Raw genomic sequence first — 23,575 nt, 5'->3', positions numbered from 1 at the left:
TCGACATAAAGCTCGGCAAGAAGTTTGTCGGACTGGCTTGATGTAGACTAACGCCGAGGCTGATCTAGATGTACGGGACTGAATACTGGGAACACTCTATTGAACGATGATGGTTCAGCAGGAATAACAATTCGCATTAGGAGAACTTATGGAGTACTTATCATGAGCGAATCTGATCCCGACGCCCAGCTTTGCGCCACGCGGTTGGCTATTGAAAAGTGGCTAGATGAGCACGGCGAATATCTGGATGCGGACCATCTGCTCGCCGCTAATAACCTCACGCTATGGGCAACCCTGTTCCTGCGTATCGGCGAGGAAGAGATCTGCGCAGGCGCGAAAAGGATTAAGCAGCAAGGCGTACAGGAGTTCGCCTTGCGTGTTCGCCAGAACGCCAAGCAGGCTCGATCGATCGTTCCTGATCTCGATGAAATGCAGGTTTTAGGCTACGCATTTGAGGCCGAGGTTTTGCGCGGGCTTGTTGACCCTCTCTAAGGTCATAGTGGGATAAAGATCAAAATTGAAGCTCTCAAAAAACATTTAACAGACGCACGGGAGCATCTTGGACCAGGCAGGCCCTGAATATCCCAGTTGTGCTCGTAACATCATGTGACATTCGATTGAAATATATAGTACAATTTCAGTAATGGAGGTTATCGGATTATCAATGGCTAGGACAGGTATCTATTCCACACAACGCATGAAGACAGAGACGCCGGATGCATTTATGCGCATGGTTGAACAGACATTTCTCAATGCGTTGGAGGTTGCTCCAGAAGATGGAAGTTTGCAGGATTTGAAGACTAGAATTGAGATCCTGAGAGCAGCTGGCCGCCTTGGGGCCGCCGACGATGAAATGCGCAAGTGGTACTCTAAGCGTCAAGTCTAGACTTGTTTCGTTGGACAGACAAGCCTAAGATTACTTCGTTCGACCATCATATTCTATAAGCAACTGTGGATGCGGCTCCTAGAAATGTTAATCGCAATTTAGGGCTCCGCAGAGGAAAAGTAAGCAGCGCACTCAAGAAATCGCACTATAGAACACCTGTCGAGTACGGATATAAACCGGTCGATCTTAAACGGCCCCTTAGGGTGTACTTCCTTGGCCATTATACATCCTGGCGATTGTATCTTCCCAGCTCCCTCGGGTAATAGAATTCGATGTTGGTTTTTGAGGTTAAGACAGAGAGCGGCCGCGAGGCTAGACACAAAGTTGTGAAGAGGCTAGGCATCAAATAGCGATTAGAAAGATTATTGGAAGAACCCAGTATGTCCCAACTTTTTATTTGTTTCGAAGCCATATCAACCCGACGACCAACCAGTACGAATCCGGGGATTATGAGTTTTACACGATTGTAGATCAGGATAGTCGCCCCATCCTTGTCCGCGGTGGCGTTCCGGATGCTTTGCTACGTATTATTGATGCCTACGAGCGAGCGGCCGAAGCCGATGATCTTGAGCCGCTTGAACTGGTTTATCCAGACGAAGTAGATGAAATTGGTCCGATCTACTGCCGCATCCATCGTACGCTCGTTAGGGACGATATCCAGCAACTTGCGTTCGAAGTCGAGGGCATGGGACGGATAGAATGAAGGAGGCACTCGCCGAATGAAAAACCTTATCTGCATCCTGGCGCACAATGGCCCCGATTAGCGGTTATACGAAGAAAAGCAAGTGGACACAATCGTCGAAGCATAACTCGGAGCAACCATTGAGCGCGTATACAAGCCGCTCGATCTGATCTGGTTCGCAGAGGCAACCTAGCTTGGCCCGCTGTACGCTCTCGCCGCTACTTGTCCGAGCACGCCTCCAGTGATGTGCTTCGGATGTTGAGATTGAATAACATACCCGGGATAACAGATCATGAAAGTGATGTCTGCCCAGCAAGAGAAGATCGAATAAATTCCCTGTTTCAAGCCCACGATTGCCGCCGAGAGCGTGCAAGATGAGTCTGTGGATACATTCCTGATAACGTTTACCTCCCAAGTCCCTTCAGAGGAGATCGTTTGTACAGTCACTAGCTTAGGAGCTGGACAGATGGAGTTTAGAACTGATCGGTCTAGGCAGGCAGCACGAAGCGACTACTTTTGCAGGGATACATTTTACAGGGATGAGGCTTGGTAGCAAAAGCGCGATATCGTTATTTCTCCGTAGTTATGATACAACAAGACCAAGTTTCAAGCTGCTAAACGAATATACTTCGCTTCCATGGTCGCATCTTGCTTCGCTCGCAAGAAGGCGTGCACACACTCCTTATCCCATTGTTCTCCTATCCCTTCGGAGAGGATAGATAGGGCTCGCTCGTTGGCCATTCCCTTTCGATAAGGCCGATCCATCGTCATGGCGGAATAGGCATCCGCCACCGCCATAATGCGCGCAATTAGTGGGATTTCCTCTCCGCGGAGCCCCATAGGGTATCCTCTGCCGTTGTAACATTCATGATGATAACGAATGGCGTTTAACGTTGCTTCCAGCCCCGGGACGGCGGACACGATAGCCGCCCCCATCTCTGGGTGTTGCTTGACAGCGGCGTATTCCGCATCCGTGAGATTTCCAGGCTTGCGCAGGACGGCGTCAGGAACGCCAATCTTACCGACATCATGGAGCAATGCGGCGACAGCGAGGGTATGCTGAAATTCTTCTCCCATTCCAAGTTCACGAGCAATCACCAGACAGTGGTCCATCACATCTTCCGAGTGACGGCGGGTGTAGCGGTCCTTGTTGTCGACGGCGTTGACCAAAGCATCCAGCATGGAAAAACCAGCGATGGCGTGGTGCAGATATTCACGCATGTGGTCGGCGTCCGTATCTTGCGCACCACCGGTTTTTGCTCTGCGAAGCCGCTCATCCGCAATATGCAGCAGTTCCAATCGGTGGCTCCCTTCAGCAGGATAGACGACGGCTCCTAAAGAGCATGTGATTGGAAGGGGCGCGCCATGGGACTCAGGACAAAATGTCAGGCCGTGCAGCTTCGCCGTCAATTCCCTTTCCAGTTCACCCTTGGAGCTGAAGCCGACATCAGCCAACAGCAGAGCAAACTCGTCGCCGCCGAAACGAGCAGCGACATCGCGTACGCCACACACAGTTTGCAATCTATTAGCGACCATGCGTAGAACTTCGTCGCCCGTGACATGGCCGTAGACACCGTTAAAGAACTCAAAGTTGTCAATATCGATCATGATCAGGGCTAGTGATTCGCCGCAACGAGCGGCCTCAGCTATATGCTGCTCCGCCTGTCTGTGGAAGGCGCGATGATTCCATAGCTCCGTGAGCGAATCGTGATCAGCGCGAAACCGGGCTTCAATGAGATCAGTCTCGCGCTGCATTTCCCAATCTTTACGGTCAGTAATGTCTTGTACAAACCCTTCATAACAGATCAGCGTACCCGTTTCGCTAAACACGGAACGAGCGCTTTCCGAAATCCATATGACGCTCCCATCTCTGCGTCTGATCTGCGATTCGAAGTTTGTTACTCCGCCGTTAGAGGCCATTAGACGTGTGAATTCCGCGCGCCGGCCTTCGTCAATATAAAGCTGAGTCGAGACATCTGAGACTTCGACGATCATTTGCCCCGAAGATTCATAGCCGTAAATTCGAGCCAAAGCAGAGTTCGCTCTCAGATAGCGTCCTTGCGGCGTCGTTTGGAAAATTCCCTCTGCCGCGTTCTCGAACAACCCCTGGTAGCTCGCTTCCGCAGCTCTTCGGGCGTCTTCTGAGGCTCGTTGCGGCGTGAGGTTATGCACGACTACGCACACCGCAAGTTGATCCTGGTAAGTGATAACCCGTCCACTCACTTCGACAATAATCACTGAGCCATCCTTGCGTAGATACTGCCGTTCGCCGAGCGCAACCTCCTTACCTTGCCACAATGCCTCCACCGTGCGATCGATACTGGACCGAACATGGCCAACGATATCGTACAGCGTCAACTGCATCAACTGCTCTTCTGTGTAGCCAAGCATCGTCCTAAGCGCGGCATTGGATTTGATTACCCGCCGCGTGGATGGATCAAAGAGATAGATGCCCTCCACGGCATGTTCGATGATGGCTGTGAGTTCCTCCTCACGCTGCATCAGAGCTGACTGTGCTAAGGATCGTTCGGCGATTAACTGCCCCTGCGTTACAATTTGCCGCTGTAATTCGATACGCCCTGCAACTTGCCTCGCCAGCATTTGCAGTATAGCTTTCTGCTCATCGCTTAGTTTTCGCGCAACGCGATCAATGACACATAACGAGCCAAGGGCAATCCCATCGGACGTGAGTAGCGGCGCGCCCGCGTAAAAGCGGATCCCGGGTTCAGCGATGACCAGTGCGTTATCGGCGAATCTTGTATCCTCTAAAGCATCATGGACAATAAGTAGGTCAGGCTGGAGAATGGCATGCGCACAGAAGGCTTGATCTCTGGCCGTCTCGGTCACGTTCAAGCCGATAACGGATTTGAACCACTGACGCTCTTCATCAATGAGGCTGATGGCGGCTATGGGGACATCGCAGATTTGCGCGGCGAGCTTTGTAATGTCGTCGAAGGCGTCTTCGGGCGGAGTATCGAGAATGCGCGCCTCGCCTAGAAGCGTGAGTCTCCTTTGTTCGTCACGGGGCAGCGGCGCATTCATGATCTGATCCTGTTCCTATCCAAGCGACATTCCTCAAAACGCACAGCAGAATTAGCGCGAGCACTGATGGAAATTATCGGCAGAACAATTAAGAATTCTCAGGACTCTCAACAAAAACGAAGATTATTAATACGGCCCCATGACCGAAGCACACGCTATCTGCAATCCATCCCGGCTCCGTGACGCTTCGCAGACCGTGCTCTCGTGAAATCAGCAATAAGCGCCATCTGGGCGTCATGTACGACAATATGATGAGAAAACACCATATGACCTAGGCAGTCCCGAGGGATCAAACGAGACTAAGGTCATTCAGGTAGCTTGCGCGCGCCGGATGCGTGCGAACTAGAGAAGCACTAGAGTATAATAAATGACATGCCAGAACCGGATGCCCACCGCGCTAACCCAACAACCGATACTACCGACGTAAAGGACATTCTGGAGAGGATCAGCGATGCCTTTTATGCCCTCGACCACGAGTGGCGCTTTACCTATGTGAATTCACAGGCTGAGAAGCTGGTTATGCGTACGCGTATGGAATTGCTGGGTAAATGCGTCTGGGACGAGTTTCCCGAGGCGGTAGGGTCAGGGTTCGACCGTCAGTACCGCAAGGCTATGGCGGAGCAGACAGCCGTCTCTATCGAGGAGTATTTCCCGCCCCTCGATACGTGGTTCGACGTACGCGCGTATCCATCACCTCGGGGACTTTCAGTATTCTTTCAGGATGTAGGCGCGCGCAAGAGGGAGGAACAAAAAGCCGAGGCCAGCCTACGTCGGACGGAAGAAGAGTTGCAGGCAGCACATGATCGGACTAGCGGTATCCTGGAGAGCGTCACTGACGGATTCTACGCCATAGACCGAGAGTGGCGCTTTACCTACGTGAACGCACAAGCCGCGCGCCTCCTGTTTCGCACACGAGACGAACTCATTGGACGAAATATCTGGGAGGTGTTTCCCGAGGCTGTTGGCGGATCCTTTTACCAGTTCTACCATCGCGCGATCGCGGAAGGCGTCCCACTCTCGCTGGAAGATTATTACGAGCCGCTGGATTCCTGGATGGATGTGCGCGCCTTCCCCTCGCCCGAAGGACTATCTGTGTTCTTCCAGAACGTTAACGAACGCAAAATGGCGCAGGACAGTCTGCGCGCCTCCGAAGAGGCGCTTCGTGAGAACGAAAAGCGCCTTCAGGACGCCCAGGCGCGCCTCAAAGCTACGCTTTCGGCAGGAGGTATCGCGACATGGACATGGGATATAATAAAAGATCTCGTGATTGCCGACGCTTGTCTTGCGAGCCTCTTCTCCGTCAGTCCCGAGGAAGCAGCGAACGGTGGAATAGACGTCTATCTTCAGGCCATTCATCCCGAGGACCGACCGCGAGTCGCTGAGGCGATCAAAGACGCCATTACCCAAGGCGATACCTACGAGACGGAGTACCGAGTAGTCATGCCGAGCGGATCGCACCGCTGGCTTGCTGCGCGCGGCAGAGTGGAGAGGGACGGAGACGGAATTGCCGCCTCCCTTCCTGGCGTCGTCCTGGACATCACTGATCGGGCAGAGCGAGGGCGACGCGAGCGCTTCCTCGCCGAGCTTGCGGAACGGGCGCGCAGAACGACTGATCCGGATGCGGTAATCGTGGACGCCTTACGGGCGGTGGGACAGTTTCTTGGCGTTGCGCGGTGCGTCTTCGCCGACATCGACATTGACGCCGACACCTGCACAATCCCCAGTGACTACTGCGCCGACGACACGGTGGCGAGCATGAAGGGAACGTTCCCAATCTCCGCGTTCGGTCCATACCTTGTCGCAGCCTACCGAGCAGGACGCACGGTGGTCGTTGAAGACGTTCATCATGACGAAGCTCAGGTCCCTACGGAGTATGTGAGCGCGTATGAGGCCGTTGCCTGCCGCGCATTCATCGCCGTCCCGGTGCTACATTCTGACCGCCTTGTGTCCGTTATCGCCATCCATTCTGTAACCCCCAGACGGTGGGAGGCGGACGAAGTAGCCCTGCTCCAGACCCTAGTGGAACGGACGTGGCTTACCGTCGAGGTGCTCCGGCAGGACCGGGCGCTCGCAAAGGAGATCGAAGAGCGGAGAATACGCGCTGAGCGAGAGGCCGTGCTCAATCGTATCGGCCACAGCCTGCGCGGGTCAAACGACCCCAAGACGGTACTAGAGACAGCAGTGCGCCAGCTAGGAGAAGCGTTAGGAGCGGATCGATGCTACTACGCCAGCTACAATCGCAACGCGGATACGGCGGTGTTACGCCCCGACTGGAGGCGCGAGGGATTGCCGTCTATCGAAGGCGATTATGTGATGTCGCATTACACCATTAACCGCGATCTTAAGTATCAAACAGGCCAGACGCAGGTGCTGGCCGACACTGCCGGGGATCCCGCCCTGCTGAAGCTAGGAATCCAGGCGCTGGTGCGGGTGCCGCTGGCGTCAGGGTCGTCGATGACCGCGCTTGCCGTGGCAATGTCCGGCGGACCACGTGACTGGACGCCCGACGAGGTGTCGTTGATTGAGTCGGTAGCGACACAAACGCAGACTGCCCTAGAAGCGGTGCGTGTACAGCGACGCGAGCACAACATTGCCGAGCAACTCCAGAACGCGCTGCAGCCGCAATTGCCTAAAGAGATCGCGAAGTTAGACGTCGGGTCTGTCACGCGGCCCGCGCTCGACGAGGCGTCCGTCGGCGGTGACTTCATGGACGTGTTTCCACTGGACAAGAATCTTTACGGCATAGTCATCGGGGACGTGTCAGGGAAAGGCCTCGCCGCCGCTCAGCAGATTGCGCTTATTCGAAACAGCCTGCGTACAGTCCTCTACTTATATCGCGCTCCCGCTCAGGCTGCGGCGGCTCTTAACTCGATCGTGACCACTCATGACTTGCTGCCCGGCTTTGTCACCGCGTGGATCGGGGTGTATGACGCCAGCGCCGGCGAAATCTCCTACTGTTCCTGCGGACACGAGCCAGCCCTGATCAAGCGGGCAAGCGGCTCGGTAGAAGCGCTAGCGACGACGGGACCACCGCTTGGGGTCGCGGACAACGCGAAGTACGAGGAGCGCCTTGCGAGCCTGCGCCCACATGACGCGCTGATTCTGTACACAGACGGCCTTTCGGAAGCGGGACCAAGCCGGCGCGACCTACTGGGAACCGATGGATTGATACGCATGCTGTTGGCGTTGCCGCTCGATGCGAGCGCTCAGTCTCTGGCGGAACGGTTAGTCGCCGAAGCGAGTGCTTTCGCCAAAGGTGTGTTTCGCGATGATGTCGCCGTATTGCTGGCGCGCCATCGAGGATAATTTCTTTACCCTGTAGTTGCGCTGGATTGACGCACACCGCATGTACCCATAACATGCGGTCCGTTAGTTCTCTGGGAAAGTAGTAAGCAGGCAAGATGGACGAGATTAACTACCACGACCCCTCCGGCGGCGAAATCTCCAGGGAGCGCTTGCTCCTCATCGCAAACAATACTCCGCTCCTGGTAGCGTACGTCGGGGCGGACGGCCGCTATCAGTTCAACAATGACACATACAGTAAGTGGTTCGGCGTTCATGCGCTCGATCTTCGCGGCAAGGAAGTCAAGGAAGTCATTGGGGATGAGGCATACCACGCGATCCGCCACCATTTAGAATCCGCCCTCGCCGGGAACATCGTGACTTATGACATGCCGATGCAGTACGCCAGGGCAGGTCGCCGCTTCGTACGCACCACACTGGTGCCTGAAAAAGGTGTCTCAGGAGTCGTGCTCGGATTCATGCTCTTCGTGAGCGACGACACAACGCTCTACGATGCACAGACGCAAATCACATCGGCGTACGAACGACTCCTGCTCACAAGCAGTATCGGACGAACTGTCCGAAGCTCCGCCGATCCGCAAGAGATCATGACAACCACAACGGCGGCGTTGGGGCAAGCGATGGGGGCAGATCGGTGTTACTACGTTACCTACGATCAACACAGCGATCACAGCGTCGTTGGCCCTGAGTGGAGCCGCGAAGGGATCTCTTCAATTGCGGGCGTCCACCGCATGTCCGACTACGGACCCAATCGTAGAGCGGACTATCTCGCAGGTCAAACTGACATCATTGAGGACGCGTTTTTGCTTGCCGATAGCGCTGTCGCTAGGAAGCTTGGCGTCCGGGCGGCGGTGCGGGCGCCGATTCAGCAGGATGGCCGAACCACGGCCCTGGTGGTGGCCATGGCGACTGAGCCGCGACGGTGGACCGAGCAGGAAATTACGCTGGTTGAGACGATCGTTTCGCAGACGCGAGGAGCGATGGAAGTGGCGCTTGCGCGCCAGCGGGAGAGAAATACACTCCGTGAAGTGCTAGCAGCCGTGACGGGCGGGAAGTTTAATCTGGTCTTCGATCGCTCCGAATTGCCTGCGGAACAAGGGAAAGACTTAGGAAGGAAGCTGAAGCTGACACCGACGGATGGCCTTCGCGATTTGCGGCATCTTGTACGACAGGCGGCGTATCACGCAGGATATTCCGACGAGCGGCAAAACGATTTGTTGACCGTAGCGAGCGAAGCAGGCATGAACGCCATCGTTCACGCAGGCGAAGGAGTAGCTCGCGTTCGACTGACAGAGAGTGGGATGACTCAGATATGGATCGAAGATCAGGGAAAAGGAATCGCGACGGCGGACTTGCCGAGGGCGGCCCTAGCTCGCGGCTATAGCACTCAAGGCACACTCGGGCACGGGATCAAAATGATGCTCGACACCTGTGACCGTATGCACCTTCTTACTGGCTCCCGTGGAACGATTGTTGTCCTTGAGCAAGACGCCACCCCACCCTCCCCGTCGTGGCTAAACGATCTCACGGGGTAAAGTGGACTTGCCCGGGTAGGATAGACACCTCGAAAAGCCTAATCTTAATATTAGGAAGCCATCTTAACGAATGCTTGATGGTGCGAGGAGTTTTATGACGAACCGTAAATCTTACACTGAAGAGTTCAAACGCGAGGCGATCCGCCTCGCCGAGGAGAAGGGCAATCTCAGCGCCGTCGCGCGTGATTTAGGAATTGCCGAAAGTCTGATCGCTAAATGGAAGAAGAGCCTCCAGAGCCAGCCGGAAAATCCCTTCCCCGGCAAAGGCAATCCCTCTGATCCCGAGCTCGCACAACTCAAGCGAGATTATGCTCGCCTCAAAGAGGAGAACGAGATCTTAAATGCCAGTCGGGCTGGCGCACCCTTGTGGCAACAAAAAGCGGTCGGTATCTTCACGAGCCGCCCGCAGTGAGATACCGGTTTATTCAAGATCATGTTTATTCAAGATCATGCGGGACAATTCTCGGTACAAATGCTCTGCCGGGCCATGGAGCTCAAATCCGGTAGCTACTACGCCTGGCGTTCTCAGAAACGCAGCGCTCGTCGCCTCGAAGAACAGGCCCAGGAGCAGGCGTTGGTGGTGCAGATCCAAAAGGAGCACGGACAAAGCCGCGACACCTATGGCAGTCCACGCATTTATCTCGAACTGCGGGATCAAGGCGTCGCTTGTGGTCGTCATCGTGTGGCGCGCTTGATGCATAGCCATCAGATCGTGGGGAAGAAAAGACGGCGCTTCCAAGTAACGACCCAATCGGATCACGCGTTGCCGGTGGCGTCGAACGTGCTGGATCGCCAGTTCACGGTTTCCGCTCCTCATCAGCGGTGGGTCGGCGATATCACGTATCTCTGGACACGGGAAGGCTGGCTGTATCTGGCTGTCGTTCTGGACTTGTTCAGTCGCCGCGTCGTTGGCTGGTCAATGCAGGCAACGATGGAAGCGGGGTTAGTTTGTGACGCTTTGGAGATGGCGATCCAACGTTGTTGTCCGCCAGAAGGCCTGCTTTATCACAGCGATCGGGGCGGTCAGTATGCCAGTCTCATTTATCAGGACAAGCTCCGGCGCCACGGCATGGTTGCCAGCATGAGCCGTAAAGGCAACTGCTGGGACAATGCCGTGGCGGAGAGCTTCTTTTCGACGTTAAAGATGGAGTTGCTTCCGGAACAAGTGTTTCGCACTCGCGCCGAGGCAAAAGCATCGGTGTTCGAGTATATTGAAGTCTGGTATAACCGCAAGCGTCGACATTCGACGCTTGGTTATATCAGCCCCGCTCAATTTGAACAGCGCCATTTTGAGCAACAGCAACAGCTCGCAAGAGCCGCTTAACGAAGTGTCTACAAAACCCGGGCAAGTCCAAAGACGCTTGAAGTACAATAATCTTCAGCGTTCTCAATCTGCCACGTAAGGGCAATCCCTCTTCTATTTGGAGTCTCTGCCGGCGGCATGAGCCGAAGACTTCCCCGCTATCTTCCAGTCCGTCTTGAGCTTAAATCCACGCATGTCTTGAAGGCCACTATCCGCAACTACAATTTCGTGCGTTAGATGCCGATAATTTCACCAGCAATCTTTGTGTGGAATGGAATACGGTTCCTGTTATGGCGTTAAATGAGAACGGAAGAGTAAATAGCTTGCGCATACCATTGAGCCACATCGATAGCGCGAAGCCATTCACGGACGACATCACGCATTTGGCGCGTTACACGTGCCAAATGCCCATCGCGGTGGTGTCTTTTTCAGTGCCGGATGGGCATTGGCTCACGGATTGCTCAGGGGTGCTCAGCGAGAAAGTTGGCGACGCAAAGACATTATTCGTTGAGACGGCGCGTCATCACGACCTATTTGTGATCGAGGACTTACGCCGCGACCTTCCGTCAGGACAACGCCACTCGCTTGTCGCCAGCCCGATTCGGTTCTATGCTGGCGTCGCGCTTGTGACGGCGTCAGGCGATTGCATCGGGATTCTCGCGGTAATGGACACCAAGCTAAGGCTCGATTTCAGCCCCGATCAGGCAGATGCGCTTCGGCGTCTCGCAATGCAAACGACGCGATATTTTGAGGCGCTTAGCCGCAACGGCGATCACGGAGGCGCCTCATCAGATATGACGACCGAGCGCGCTCTCGCCGAAAGCGAAGCACGTCTCCGGCGCCTCACGGACGCGGCGTTTGAAGGCGTGTCCGTTTGGCAGGATGGGCTCCTCGTGGAGGCTAGTCCTGCATTCGCCAAAATGTTCGGATACGATGGGCCTGATAATGTTCTCGGCATGAAAGCAGCCCCCTTTATTGCGCCACAATCATACGCTCTTGTCGCAGATAAAATGGCCACGAACTATGAACACCCGTACGAAGCGGTGCTACTGCGGTCCGACGGCTCGGAGTTTGACGCGGAGCTTCGGGGCCACTCCATTGAGCTTAACGGGCGTCACGCGCGGGTAACCGCAGTACGAGATATCACAGAACGCCGAATGATGGAAGCGAAGCTGCGGGAAAGCCAGCGGTTCGCCGAGAGCATCGCCGACAACTCCGCAAATGTGATCTTCGTGTTTGACCTCGATACGCACACGAACATCTACTCTAACCGCGACGTCGCGGAGTTCCTCGGCTACTCCGCCGAGCAAGTAAGAGAAATGGGAGCTGCCTTGCTGCCGTCGATCATCCACCCCGAGGATCTTCCCCGTCTGCTGGATCACTTTGAAGATTTCGCAGGACTTTCCGACAGCGAAGTGCTGGAGTTCGAGTACCGTGTTCTCCACGTCAGCGGAACATGGCGCTGGGTATGTAACCGCGAAGTCGTTTTTGAACGTCATCCAGATGGCAGACCATCGCGCATCTTGGGGAATGTTCAGGACATCAACAAGATCAAAGAGATGGAGTCCCAGTTGAAGCTTAACTCCGACCAGCTTGTCAAACGGGAGGCCTCACTCCGCGCATTGCTGCAAAGCGCCCCGGTGATCCTCTACGCCGCCGACGTGAATGGAAGGGTAGTGTTATCCGAAGGAATGGGTTTGTCGGCGCTGGGTCTCAAGCCAGGCGAAGTGATCGGACGATCCGTGTTCGATTTTATGGATGGCGACAGCCAGCTCGAGGAATACGCACAAAGAGCGCTTGCAGGAGAAGCCGTATCTTACGACGCCAATGTTTACGATCTATCTCTCCACACTGAGTTACAGCCCATACGCGATATCCACGGCAGTCTCACGGGGATGATTGGCGTGTGCTACGATGTCACCGAGCGCAAGCGGGCGGAGCAGGAGATAAAGGATTTCGCTTGTGTGCTGCAGTACCAAAAAGAGGCTCTGGAACAAGCGACCCTTGACTTGGAGCGACAGAACGAGGAATTGTCCCGAGCTCGTGACGAGGCTCAGTCAGCGACGAGAGCAAAGTCGTCGTTTCTGGCCAGCATGAGCCATGAGATCAGAACCCCCATGAACGGCGTCCTCGGCATGACGGAGCTTCTGCTCGAAACCGATCTTACGGACGAGCAGCGCGACTATGCGGAAACCGTCCAGTCATCCGGCCGCTCGCTATTGACGCTTCTCAATGACATCCTTGACTTTTCGAAGATCGAAGCGGGAAAACTGGAGTTTGAACGTATACCGGTAGACTTAGGGCAGACCGTCGAGGAAGTCATCAACCTGATGGCCGGCGGCGCACGAACAAAAGGAATCGCCATCAAATACGCGATCGATCCAGAAGCACAGATTGATCTGGTAGGCGACCCAGGTCGTCTGCGCCAGATACTCAGCAATCTCATCAGCAACGCAGTCAAGTTCACGGAACATGGAGGCGTCACCGTGCGCGTGCGGCTCGCAAGCCTCAGCGATGAAGATGTGCTGGTCCATTTCAGCGTTGCCGACACCGGGATAGGTATCGGCGTCGAGGCGGGCCAACGCCTATTCCAGTCGTTCTCTCAAGCCGACTCTTCCACCACGCGCCGTTTTGGAGGGTCGGGCCTTGGTCTCGTCATCTGCAAGCAACTGTCTGAGATCATGGGCGGCGAAATCGGCGTGCAGAGCGCACCCGGGAAAGGAAGCACGTTCTGGTTTACCGCTCGGCTTTCGCGCCAAAAGAAAGTTAGCTGCCGCAAGTCAACCGCCATCCGGCATGATCAGCACAGGAGCCCGGAGTTACCATCTGATGCTCGCGTGATCGCAAATGGCGATCACGCGAGCATCGACGAGTTCGCGCCGCGCAGCATCTGCATTTTGCTCGCGGAAGACAATCCCGTCAACCAGAAAGTCGCGAGGCGACTGCTGGAGAAGCGAGGACATCGGGTGGACACTGCCGCCAACGGGCTGGAGGCGCTTAACATGCTCAGCCAAACTTCTTACGACATTGTTCTGATGGATTGTCAGATGCCGGAACTCGATGGATGGGAAACAACACGTGAAATCCGCAGGCGCGAGAAGGCTAAGGCGTCTATAGTGCAAATGCCGATCATCGCGCTAACAGCGGGGGCCATGGCGGAGGACCGGATCGAATGTTTCGAGGCGGGGATGGATGGTTTCCTGACAAAGCCATTCAAATCTGAAGATCTATTCGCAGCCTTAAGCCAACATCTTGAGTGTCTGCGCCCAGCCGCTTGAGCGCTTCAGGAATTAAGAGGGGCTGAGCCTCACTAGACAATAACCCTGCTTGCCCTCGCTTAGATGATCTCGCTCCATTGGTCAGCTGGCGACACCCCGACGATCCAGAGATATCAGAGCCTCCGCATAGCGCCCTAATAATCACTGAGCAACATGCCGATATAATAAAAGGCTACGCCAGCCGATAACGTAATATCTATCGTCTATAGGAAAGCTTAGTCTCTTGAGCCAACAGACATCTCGTTTCTCGGAGCCAAAAGAGGGGTCGCATCTCGGCCCTCTTAAAACAGAAGACCAGCTCTTTCCAGAGCGTCTTAACTTCCTTAATAAAGACTGCGCGCGCTTGCCACGTGATCAATTCGAAGGTACGCGCCCGAACGACCAGATGCGAGCGCGCCTTCGAGCTACGGCGGTGCTACAAAACGCCTTTGTGCTGACCGACCCGAACCTGCCGGACCATCCCATAGTTTACGCCAACGCCGCATTCCTTGAACTCACGGGGTATTCGAGCGAGGAAGTCATCGGCTTCAATTGTCGGTTTCTTCAGGGGCCCAAAACCGATCTCGTTGAGGTGGGTAAGCTGAGGCAGGCGATCCAGGAAGAGCGCTCTATTCAAACGACGCTACTTAACTACCGAAAAGACGGCTCCACGTTCTGGAACGAGCTGACGATTGCCCCCGTACGCGACGAGGCGGGGACGCTGACGAATTTTGTAGCGGTGCAAACCGACGTGACCCGACATAAAGCGGTGGAAGAAGCGTTGCGCGCCAATGAGCGTCGCCTAGGGCTTGCCCTCATGTGCGGACAATTCGGCACCTGGAGCTATCATGAGTCCGTAGGTCATACGCAGGCTCCGTCGGATCAGATGAAGGCGCTGCTCGGCTTGCCTCCAGATGCTCCTCTGAGCTCGGAAGCATTCTTTGCGGCTGTTCATCCCGATGATTTGGAACGTCTGCTCAGCGCAGGGAACGAAGCCTTAGCCACTCGGCAGACAACCCATGTGGAGTTCCGTGTGGTTTGCCCCAACGGCAATATCCGCTGGCTGGAAAACCACATCAGCGTGGATGACCTGGAGATCGACGGGATACGAGGTTTATTCGGTGTCGCACAAGACATCACGGAACGCAAAAACCAAGAAGCTGAGCGCGAAGCAGCCCTGATGAGAGCACTGGAGCAAGCGGATCACGATCCACTGACAGAACTCTGGAATCATCGCGCCTTCCACCGTATGTTTCAGAACAAAATCGAAAACCTGCCAAGCAAAGGCGCGACGTTAACTGTCGCGATCCTCGACTTGGACAATTTCAAGTTCTTCAATACGGCCTACGGGCACGCCGTGGGCGACGAAGTGTTACGAAAAATCGCCCAGAGATTGCTGGAATTTTGCGGGCCAGAGCACATCGCGGCTCGCTTCGGCGGGGACGAATTTGCGGTTCTGTTTTCCAGCGCCCACGAGCCCGAAGCGCAAAGTTTAGCAGAGCGACTACGTTCCCACCTTGCTGGAATGACTTATCAAGTATGCATGCAGGAAATCGCGATCCCCTTGACCCTTTCCATTGGGATGGCGCTGATTAACGATATCAATCAGGACCGACATGAAGCTCTTCGGTTGGCCGACGAAAGGCTTCGCCGAGCGAAAACGGGCGGCGATACGGACTCACAAGCCGATCAGTTGCGACAATTGATCCTGGGAACGGTTCAAGGGTTTTCCATGGTGGATGCGCTTGTGACCGCAGTGGACAACAAAGACCGCTACACTTGCAAGCATTCTGAGGATGTCATGACTTACAGCCTGATGATTGCTCGTGAGTTTGGTTTGGCGGAGGACGAATTGCACACCATTGCTATTGCCGCACTTCTTCATGATGTCGGCAAGATCGGCGTCCCCGATGCTGTTCTTCGCAAGCCTGGGCGCTTAACGGAAGAAGAGTTCGCGGCAATCAAGCAGCATCCCATGATGGGCGTGGCGATCGTGGGCGCAGTTCCCGAGCTCTCAGCGACCATGGATGCGGTTCGCCATCACCACGAGCGCTGGGACGGCGCAGGCTATCCCAGTGGTTTGGTCGGTGTAAACATCCCCTTGATCGCGCGTATCATGGCGGTTGCGGACGCTTTCAGTGCGATGACTACGGATCGTCCATATCGCAAAGGTATGGCTCCACAAAAAGCAATCGCGATTTTGAGCGAAGGAGCAGGATCGCAGTGGGACGCTCGGTGTGTCTTCGCGTTCATTCGTGCTCAACGTAACGGAGACGTAGGCTCGACTACCCAATGATTGCCGCATTATCGGCGCAGGATGATTTCGGCATATCGGCATACATGAAACCGTATTGATTGTGGGAAAGATTACTCTATGACCCTCAATAGCAAAGCGATAATTGAATATGGATGTAGCAAAGTGATTGTTGGACAAAGATATAACGGCTCAACTCCGTTGCAAGTCGTCGCCATCGGAGCATCCGCAGGCGGATTACAGGCAATCAAGAACATCTTATCCGCCTTGCCGCCTGACTTTCCCGCTGCCATCATTATTCTTCAGCACGCAAGTCCCAATCACAAAAGTTTACTGGCAGAAATTCTGAACCACATGACTTCTCTGTTTGTGAAGGAAGCAGAAGACAATGACCAGCTTGCAGGGGGCACGGTTTATGTCGCACCGCCAGGCAAGCATATCCTAATATCACCTTACGGAGCAGTATCCTTTTCAAACTCACCAAAGGTGCACTTCGTACGTCCATCCTTGGACGTACTATTTCACAGTCTAGCCATTAGTCTTGGGGATTGTGTCATTGGAGTAGTGCTCACAGGAGGCGATGGAGACGGAGCAGAAGGCATACGGGCTATCAAATCTCGAGGGGGAACCACGATTGCTCAGAATGAAGAAAGCAGTGAGTTCCCGAGCATGCCCCGTGCCGCAGCACGCACGGGTGATGTCGATTATGTCCTGCCGCTTTCGCTCATTGCTCCCAAACTGGCGTCGATTTGCGCACGGACGATTGCCAGCGTCGAGCCGGAGTGATCTGCGCGATGACGCCCAGCTTCAATTCAGACGAACAGGAAAATGCACACCGAACAAGAGCAATCACGTTTTGCGCACGAGCACTAAGCAGGCGTCATCCCGCAATTCACCGTGAGCAAAATCGATGGCGCCGTTCAGGATTTTCTGTCCCATGGATTTCAGCGCTGCCCCGCGATGCTTGACCGCCAGCTCCGTCAAGCCATCGTCTCCAAGAAACTCCTTGCCATGCCGCGCTTCCGTGATCCCATCCGTGCTCATCAACAGCGTATCTCCAACCCCGAGTTGGAAATCAACCTGATCGAAATGACTCTTCGGCCCCATATTAATTCCGAGCGGCGTCCCCGACGCCTTCAAAACCTCAGCCTCGCCGTTAGTGCGGATCAAAAGCGGCCATTCCATCGCCGCCACCGAAACGGCTCCCACCCCCGTTCGTTGATCAATGATCGCCAGCGACAAACATACGGGCATATCTCCACCTTCCGTATTTACGCCTTCCAAAAACAATCGATTGCTCTGGGAGACATATGCATTCATCTGCTGTAAAATGCGCGATGGCTGCTCATGCTCTCGCGTGTAGGCCCTGAGTATATGCTTGAGTTCCGTGGTAAAGACGGCGGATGAAAGCCCATGGCCCATCACGTCACCGCAGACCAGCGCCACATGTCCGTTGTCAAAGGCAAATGTGTCCCAAAAATCTCCTCCCACGAGTGCTTCGTCGGAGGCTGTGGAATACACAGTATGAACAGTCAAACCAGGGAAGGCGTCTTCATTTGGCTGGAAGAGGATCGTGCGCTGCAAGTCCGTGGCGATTTTCTTGTCCCTACGATGTGCTGCGGCGAGCTTGGCTTCCAGTTGCTTTCGCTCGGTGATATCGCGGATATTGCATTGAATGACAATATTATCGCCTTCCTGATACAGGTTGCTGACAAACTCCACTTCTCGCTTGTTAGCCCCTTCGCTTTCGAGCGGCAAGTCCTCGTAGCGAATATAGCCTTTTTCCTTTAAGAGCTGAAAAGCATCGCGACTGGCCCATTCATCTTTCATAAGGCCAATTTCCCAAAGCTCCTTGCCTAAAAGTTCACCTTGGGAGTACCCCAGAAGCTCAGTCATATATGGATTCGCATCCGTGATCTTTCCATGCTTACTGCTAAGAATCAGGATGCCGTCGCGAGCTGTTTCGAACAACCGACGATATCGCAATTCCGAGACAATTAGCGACTGTGTTGCGCGCTTCTGATCGGTAACATCATCAATGGACAGGACGATAAGCGCCGCATGGCTGTCACGCCCAATGAGTTCGCGCGCATTGATGCGCATCACTCGATTCCCGATTTGTAGAAAATCACGAGTAACTTCAAAATCATCAAATGTGAGCATTTTCGGAGCAACGTCGGCGAGAAGAGCGAGGAGTTCTGGAATATCCCACTGACCATTGCTCAGTTCGGCAAAGAGTTGATCCTTGATCTCATTTGCTTCTATGCGGAAAGTATCATAGAAAAGAGCATTCGCAGCCAAAACTCGAAGGTCCGTATCGAGGACTAACAAAGCATTGCGAATCGTGTCGCCCATATTGTGGATGTAAGCGACGGCGTCCTGACGGAGTAAATCGGCGCGTTTCATGGCTACCTCGAAAACCAACGAACAGGATCAGGATAGTATATGAAAAAATAGGCAGTAGCCATACAAATCCGAGTGAATATCGACCTAGAGAGGAAAGAGAATGATTGCTAAGACAATCGTGCAATCAGCAAACAAACATCATCACGGAACGCGCCGCCGTATGCACGCGCGCCTTCCAAAACGGCCTGGGCGATGTGATCCACCGCGCCAAGCGACAGCGCATCCTGAGCAAGCCGCGTCAGACCATCGCTGCCAAGGAAATTGTTTCCCCGCCTGGATTCCGTGAGGCCATCCGTCGCCAGCACGATCAAATCTCCACCGCTGAGATGCACTTTCGTCGCTTCGTAATCCGTCTCGGGGATAACTCCGAGTGGCATACCGCCAAGATCGATCTGCTGCGATTTCCCACTTCTCGTCAAGATAATGGGCGGCTCAGCCCCCCCACCCGCGAAGCTTGTTTCCCCCGTAACGGGATCGATCACTGCTGTAGAGAGAACCGCGAAACGGGTCAAACGATCTTCCGACGCGCCGCGCTCCGCATCCAGGCGCTCGGATTCACACAGAAACTCATTCAGGCACTTCACGGCGACTTCGGGCTTTGCATGTTCTCTCATAAAGGCCCGCAGCGCGAACTTGATCTGGGTCGTATGCACCGCCGCTTCGAGACCCTTGCCCACCACATCTCCCAGCACAATGGCAACACGCCCATCGGAGAGCGGGAACATATCGAAGAAGTCGCCTCCCACCAGCAGATCGGCTGAGGCTGGCTCATACTGAGCAGTCAGCTCCAGCCCCGCATGGATTCGACGAGGGTTGCCCAGCAAGATCGACCGCTGAAGTATCTCGGCGTTGCGCCGTTCTCTTCCCAGCGCTGCCGCAAGCTCCGTCTCCGCCCGCTTGTGCTCCGAAGTGTCATGCATGATCTCGACGAATCCACGCAGCCTTCCGTCGCGCTCGCGGAGGGAGTGAATGGTTCCACTTCCCCAAAACCGTGAACCATCCTTTCGGACGTGCCAGCGGTTATCCTCACACTCCGCTTTCAGTGCGGCCCGAGCCAAACCACGAGCGCAGACACGTTGAAGTCTATCTTCGGTCGTGAAATAGATTTCGGCGTAAAGGCCCAAAACTTCCTCCTCCGACCATCCCATAATGCACTCGGCGCCTAAGTTCCAATTCACAATCGCGCCATTGATGTCCATGATGATGATCGCACAGTCACGCACATTCGCTTCGATCAAGCGTAGGCGATCCTCGGCAGGCAACGGGATTGATTTGCTGGAACTGGTTTGTCCGCGAAAGGTTGTGGCGTAAGGGTCATTTGTCACGGGGGAACACTTGCCTTTCACGTTGTGTCGTAAATCTCGGCGCAACGCCAGCACTTCACAGAGCAATTCTTAAATAATGATTATAGCGATTAGTCATAATAAACACACTAAAACAAAATTGCCAATTCACGACATTGTATGCCAAGATTTCAGGCGTGATCGACGATGGCGGTACAGCCATGGGTGATTGGGTCGGCGTGAGACGCGCAGTAGTATCCTCCGCATAGGAAACAGAAGTGTCGTTTGGCGGGCTTGTCGATCTGATTGCGACATTCCACTCTTAGCCCCACGTTTCTTAGGCCCACGTTCAAGTTCGCGAGTAACGCAACGACAGTATAAGCGGAAGAATCGGCGGGTGCGCCGTAACTGCAGGTCAGCCAAGGCACATCTTCTTTCGCCCCATACACTGGAACGTGGGATACGATATTGGGAGCCTCGATTGCTGCCGACAACGTCTCATACTGGGCGGATTTGCGGTCTTCAAGAGACAGAGCAGCTTCCGTGCCATGACATAATATGTTGACTATTAGGCTCTCATGGCAGTTAATTTTGCGCGTCATAGACACCCCTTTCCAAATTGGGAATATCGTGTGAGAGGAAGCAAGGCCAAGAGAAGACTTACCTAACCTGCTGGCATATTACCCCATTTAGAAACAAATTTAACATCAGCTAAATTGGTGAGACAACAACATTCCGTTGAGTAACGATTTGTCGTTAACAATGCGATGGAAGCATGTTCGCTATCGCTTGATTATAATTTCGTTCCATAACGCCATCATGAAATTCTTCCGTACCGAGCGACGATTGATGCGGGCAACACGACAGTCCTTTCCTCTCTCAGAACGATTGCTTCCAGGCGGCGAGCAACTCTTCCTTACTGACGCCAAGCGCTTCGCGATGTATCGATCCGTGAAGTAGCACTCCCATGTCACGCCACGGCGCTGCGTATGTCTTCCATTGTATTCCCTTGAATATACAGCCCAATACCCAGATGCAAATGCGACCGTTGTGGCATATCCTCGGCGGTAAAGCAAACCTATGGGCGCCGTTATCTGGGGGGGAGAGGATATTGATGCGGGGAGTGGGATCAGGTTCGGAACTGCCGTTCATTCGCGACCTCCGCCTGTTGGTCAATCTTTACCATCCAGGCGAATCGTCCAGTAACAACTTTACGAATGTTCCTTGGCGGTATATTTCTTGCGTTGACACGAGCTTCTTAAGTTTACATGATAGCGATTACAGCTATAATACCAGAAACAGCATTATGAGTCCAGACATAAGAATCGATATGTGGACCGTATTTCATGCCAACCCGTGGGAACGAATACTCCCCTAAAACAGCGATGGTCGCTGTACTGGTAAACTTACAGAAGGGCGCGTACATCGTGGAAGATGTTCTGGATACCGTATCGTCCCGTGCGAGAAACAGTCCCTTAGAAGGGGGCAAGCAACACAGCGCGAGTCGATTTCTATATCGAATTCTGGACACCATCGACCACCCGCTTTTGGTACTGGATGAGGAGGCGCATATCTGCGCCTGCAACTGCGCTTACAGTGCTATGCTGGGAGCGACCCAAGCGTCCATACTCAAAAAGTCTATCTATGACATCCACGAACACATTTGGAATATACCTCGACTGCGAGCACTTCTCCAGGCGGCGACCAAGGAAGACATCCCCTACTCCATCGCCGAAATTTCCGACCAATATGCTGAGCTGGGCGCAAAGATTTTCGTGTTCTACGCTCGAAAGCTTATCCGCAATGGACGCTTGATGGTTCTGCTCTCCATTGAAGACGTAGGGCCTCGTGAGGAACGCGGCGACGTTCACACATAAACAGTGCCCCACGGACATAAGCAGGCGTTCACGAACATAAGCCGTCGCCCACAACGATAATTTATTCTCCAATCATTGCACAAATCGTCATTTACCGCCCAAATAATCTCCTTATCAAATGCCTGGCCATCGGAATCGACGCGCCGCAATATCTCGACATTAATAACTCAATATTGACAAGACAACCTGGTAGCGCTCATTTGTATTGGAGCAAGCTGCCCACAAACGCTTGTCAGCAGCGATGAAATTATTTCGGGCCCGTCGATTCCATGGTATAAATACCAGTACGACACATTAGTAAGGACGCACGATGCAAGGCAAAGACGCGCAAGACCAACCATCTCAAAATGCCGATGACGGCATTGCCAACGACCGACTGCGCCGCCTCGCGGATAACGCGCCCTTGCTGATCGGTTATGTCGATATGGACGGGCGATACCTCTTCAACAATCACACATACACGGACTGGTTTGGCGTGGACACTGCGGACATTCACGGAAAGAAAATCAAGGAAGTCATTGGAGAAGTCGCTTACCAAGCTGTTAAGCATCACTTGCAAGCCGCGCTGTCTGGGGAAGTCATCAACGACAATATTCCGATGAATTATGGCAGTGCAGGAGGCCGTTTCGTTCGCACCACGCTCATTCCTGACAAAGACACTTCTGGCTCCGTTCGTGGCGTGATGCTCTTCGTCATGGATGATACCGCGCTATGTGAAGCTCAAGATCATATGATCGCCGCATACAATCGGTTCGTGCTGGTCAGCAATATTGGTCACGCGGTTCGAAGCGCCGCCGATCCCAATGCGATCAAGGAAATGACAATAGCAGCTCTCGGCGAGACTTTGGATGCGGATCGCTGCTATTACGTCACCTACGATCTCCAGCGCGACCACAGTATCGTCGGTCCTGAATGGAGACGCGAAGGTGTCCCTTCCATCTCGGGCGAGCATCGGACATCGGACTACAGTCCTAACCGCGACACAAACTATCTTGCAGGTGAGACGAACGTGATTGAGGACGCTTTCCTGTTTCCTGATAGCGCTGTCGCCAGAACACTGGGGCTACGAGCCGTTGTGCGTGCTCCAATCCAGCAAGAGGGCCAAACGACAGCCCTTGTGGTGGCGATGGCGACTGAGGCGCGCATTTGGACGGAGCAGGAAGTTGCTCTTGTGGAAACCACAGCTTCTCAAACACGCGGAGCGGTCGAGGCCGCGCATGCACGCCAGCGGGAACGGGCAATCCTTCGTGATGTTCTTGCGAGCGTGACGGGGGGCAAGCTCAATCTCGTGTTCGACCGTACTGAGTTGCCAACTCCCGTGGGCCAGAGAGTCGATACTAGTTTGTCGTTGACGCCCACGGAAGGGTTGCGCAGTCTGCGCCATCTTGCGCGGCAGGCGGCTCTGCACGCAGGTCACTCCGACGAGCGTCAAAACGATTTAATCACAGCAGCGAGCGAAGCGGGAATGAACGCTATCGTTCATGCAGGTGGTGGGGACGCTTGGGTGCAGTTGACTGAGAAGGGCATGGTGCAAATTTGGATCGAAGATCACGGAAAGGGCATTGCGACGATGGATTTGCCCAGAGCAGCGCTCGCCCGTGGATACAGCACTCAGGGTACGCTTGGTCACGGGATTAAGATGATGTTGGAGACCAGTGACCGCGTTTATCTCCTGACAGGTTCAAACGGAACTACTGTTGTTTTGGAACAGGAGCGCGAGGCTCCAATACCTGCATGGTTGTAGCAA

General features: G+C 54.2%; 12 protein-coding genes and 1 pseudogene. 10 read left to right on the top strand and 3 right to left on the bottom strand.

Features of this window, described 5'->3' with window-relative positions:
• The first annotated feature begins 162 nt into the window (after positions 1-162).
• On the top strand, positions 163-492 hold the full coding sequence (locus D5261_RS18285; RefSeq protein ID WP_119325209.1) for a hypothetical protein: 330 nt from the start codon (positions 163-165) through the stop codon (positions 490-492).
• Between the two features lie 791 nt (positions 493-1,283).
• The gene (locus tag D5261_RS18280) at positions 1,284-1,589 is read left to right on the top strand and encodes a hypothetical protein (RefSeq protein WP_119325211.1); all 306 of its coding nucleotides are present in this window, start codon (positions 1,284-1,286) and stop codon (positions 1,587-1,589) included.
• Positions 1,590-2,174: 585 nt separating this feature from the next.
• Here the strand turns inward: D5261_RS18280 and D5261_RS18275 are convergent.
• Positions 2,175-4,610, bottom strand: a complete 2,436-nt coding sequence (locus D5261_RS18275) for a diguanylate cyclase domain-containing protein (RefSeq protein ID WP_119325212.1) — start codon at positions 4,608-4,610, stop codon at positions 2,175-2,177.
• A gap of 372 nt (positions 4,611-4,982) precedes the next feature.
• Here D5261_RS18275 and D5261_RS18270 point away from each other — a divergent pair, with 372 nt between their 5' ends.
• The 6 genes and pseudogenes from D5261_RS18270 (at position 4,983) to D5261_RS18240 (ending at position 17,048) form a co-directional block, all read left to right on the top strand.
• On the top strand, positions 4,983-7,916 hold the full coding sequence (locus D5261_RS18270; protein WP_119325213.1) for a SpoIIE family protein phosphatase: 2,934 nt from the start codon (positions 4,983-4,985) through the stop codon (positions 7,914-7,916).
• Between the two features lie 95 nt (positions 7,917-8,011).
• Positions 8,012-9,448 carry a GAF domain-containing protein gene (locus D5261_RS18265; protein WP_119325214.1) on the top strand — a complete coding sequence of 479 codons (1,437 nt, stop codon included), beginning with the start codon at positions 8,012-8,014 and terminating at the stop codon, positions 9,446-9,448.
• A gap of 94 nt (positions 9,449-9,542) precedes the next feature.
• Positions 9,543-10,772: pseudogene (locus tag D5261_RS18255) on the top strand (IS3 family transposase).
• 269 nt (positions 10,773-11,041) lie between these two features.
• A complete protein-coding gene (locus D5261_RS18250) occupies positions 11,042-14,029 on the top strand; it encodes a PAS domain S-box protein (RefSeq protein ID WP_119325292.1) in 2,988 nt (995 codons plus the stop codon).
• Between the two features lie 223 nt (positions 14,030-14,252).
• A complete protein-coding gene (locus tag D5261_RS18245; protein WP_119325293.1) occupies positions 14,253-16,304 on the top strand; it encodes a sensor domain-containing diguanylate cyclase/phosphohydrolase in 2,052 nt (683 codons plus the stop codon).
• A 78-nt stretch (positions 16,305-16,382) separates the two neighbouring features.
• The gene (locus tag D5261_RS18240) at positions 16,383-17,048 is read left to right on the top strand and encodes a chemotaxis protein CheB (protein ID WP_119325294.1); all 666 of its coding nucleotides are present in this window, start codon (positions 16,383-16,385) and stop codon (positions 17,046-17,048) included.
• 63 nt (positions 17,049-17,111) lie between these two features.
• Here D5261_RS18240 and D5261_RS18235 read toward each other — a convergent pair whose 3' ends face one another.
• Both D5261_RS18235 and D5261_RS18230 read right to left on the bottom strand, forming a co-directional pair.
• Positions 17,112-18,668 (bottom strand): PP2C family protein-serine/threonine phosphatase, encoded by a 1,557-nt coding sequence (locus D5261_RS18235; protein WP_119325295.1) that lies wholly within the window; start codon positions 18,666-18,668, stop codon positions 17,112-17,114.
• A 107-nt stretch (positions 18,669-18,775) separates the two neighbouring features.
• A complete protein-coding gene (locus tag D5261_RS18230; RefSeq protein WP_165864701.1) occupies positions 18,776-20,047 on the bottom strand; it encodes a PP2C family protein-serine/threonine phosphatase in 1,272 nt (423 codons plus the stop codon).
• A gap of 1,250 nt (positions 20,048-21,297) precedes the next feature.
• Here D5261_RS18230 and D5261_RS18225 point away from each other — a divergent pair.
• Both D5261_RS18225 and D5261_RS18220 read left to right on the top strand, forming a co-directional pair.
• Positions 21,298-21,828, top strand: coding sequence for a PAS domain S-box protein (locus D5261_RS18225; protein ID WP_301002064.1), 531 nt, complete (start codon positions 21,298-21,300; stop codon positions 21,826-21,828).
• Between the two features lie 310 nt (positions 21,829-22,138).
• Positions 22,139-23,572 carry a PAS domain-containing protein gene (locus D5261_RS18220; protein ID WP_119325336.1) on the top strand — a complete coding sequence of 478 codons (1,434 nt, stop codon included), beginning with the start codon at positions 22,139-22,141 and terminating at the stop codon, positions 23,570-23,572.
• Positions 23,573-23,575 lie beyond the last annotated feature (3 nt).

The sequence above is a fragment of the Capsulimonas corticalis genome (genome assembly GCF_003574315.2).
In the GTDB taxonomy this organism is placed as follows: domain Bacteria; phylum Armatimonadota; class Armatimonadia; order Armatimonadales; family Capsulimonadaceae; genus Capsulimonas; species Capsulimonas corticalis.
Note: the sequence above shows the minus strand (reverse complement) of the source record. Positions and strands in the feature narration are given on the sequence as shown.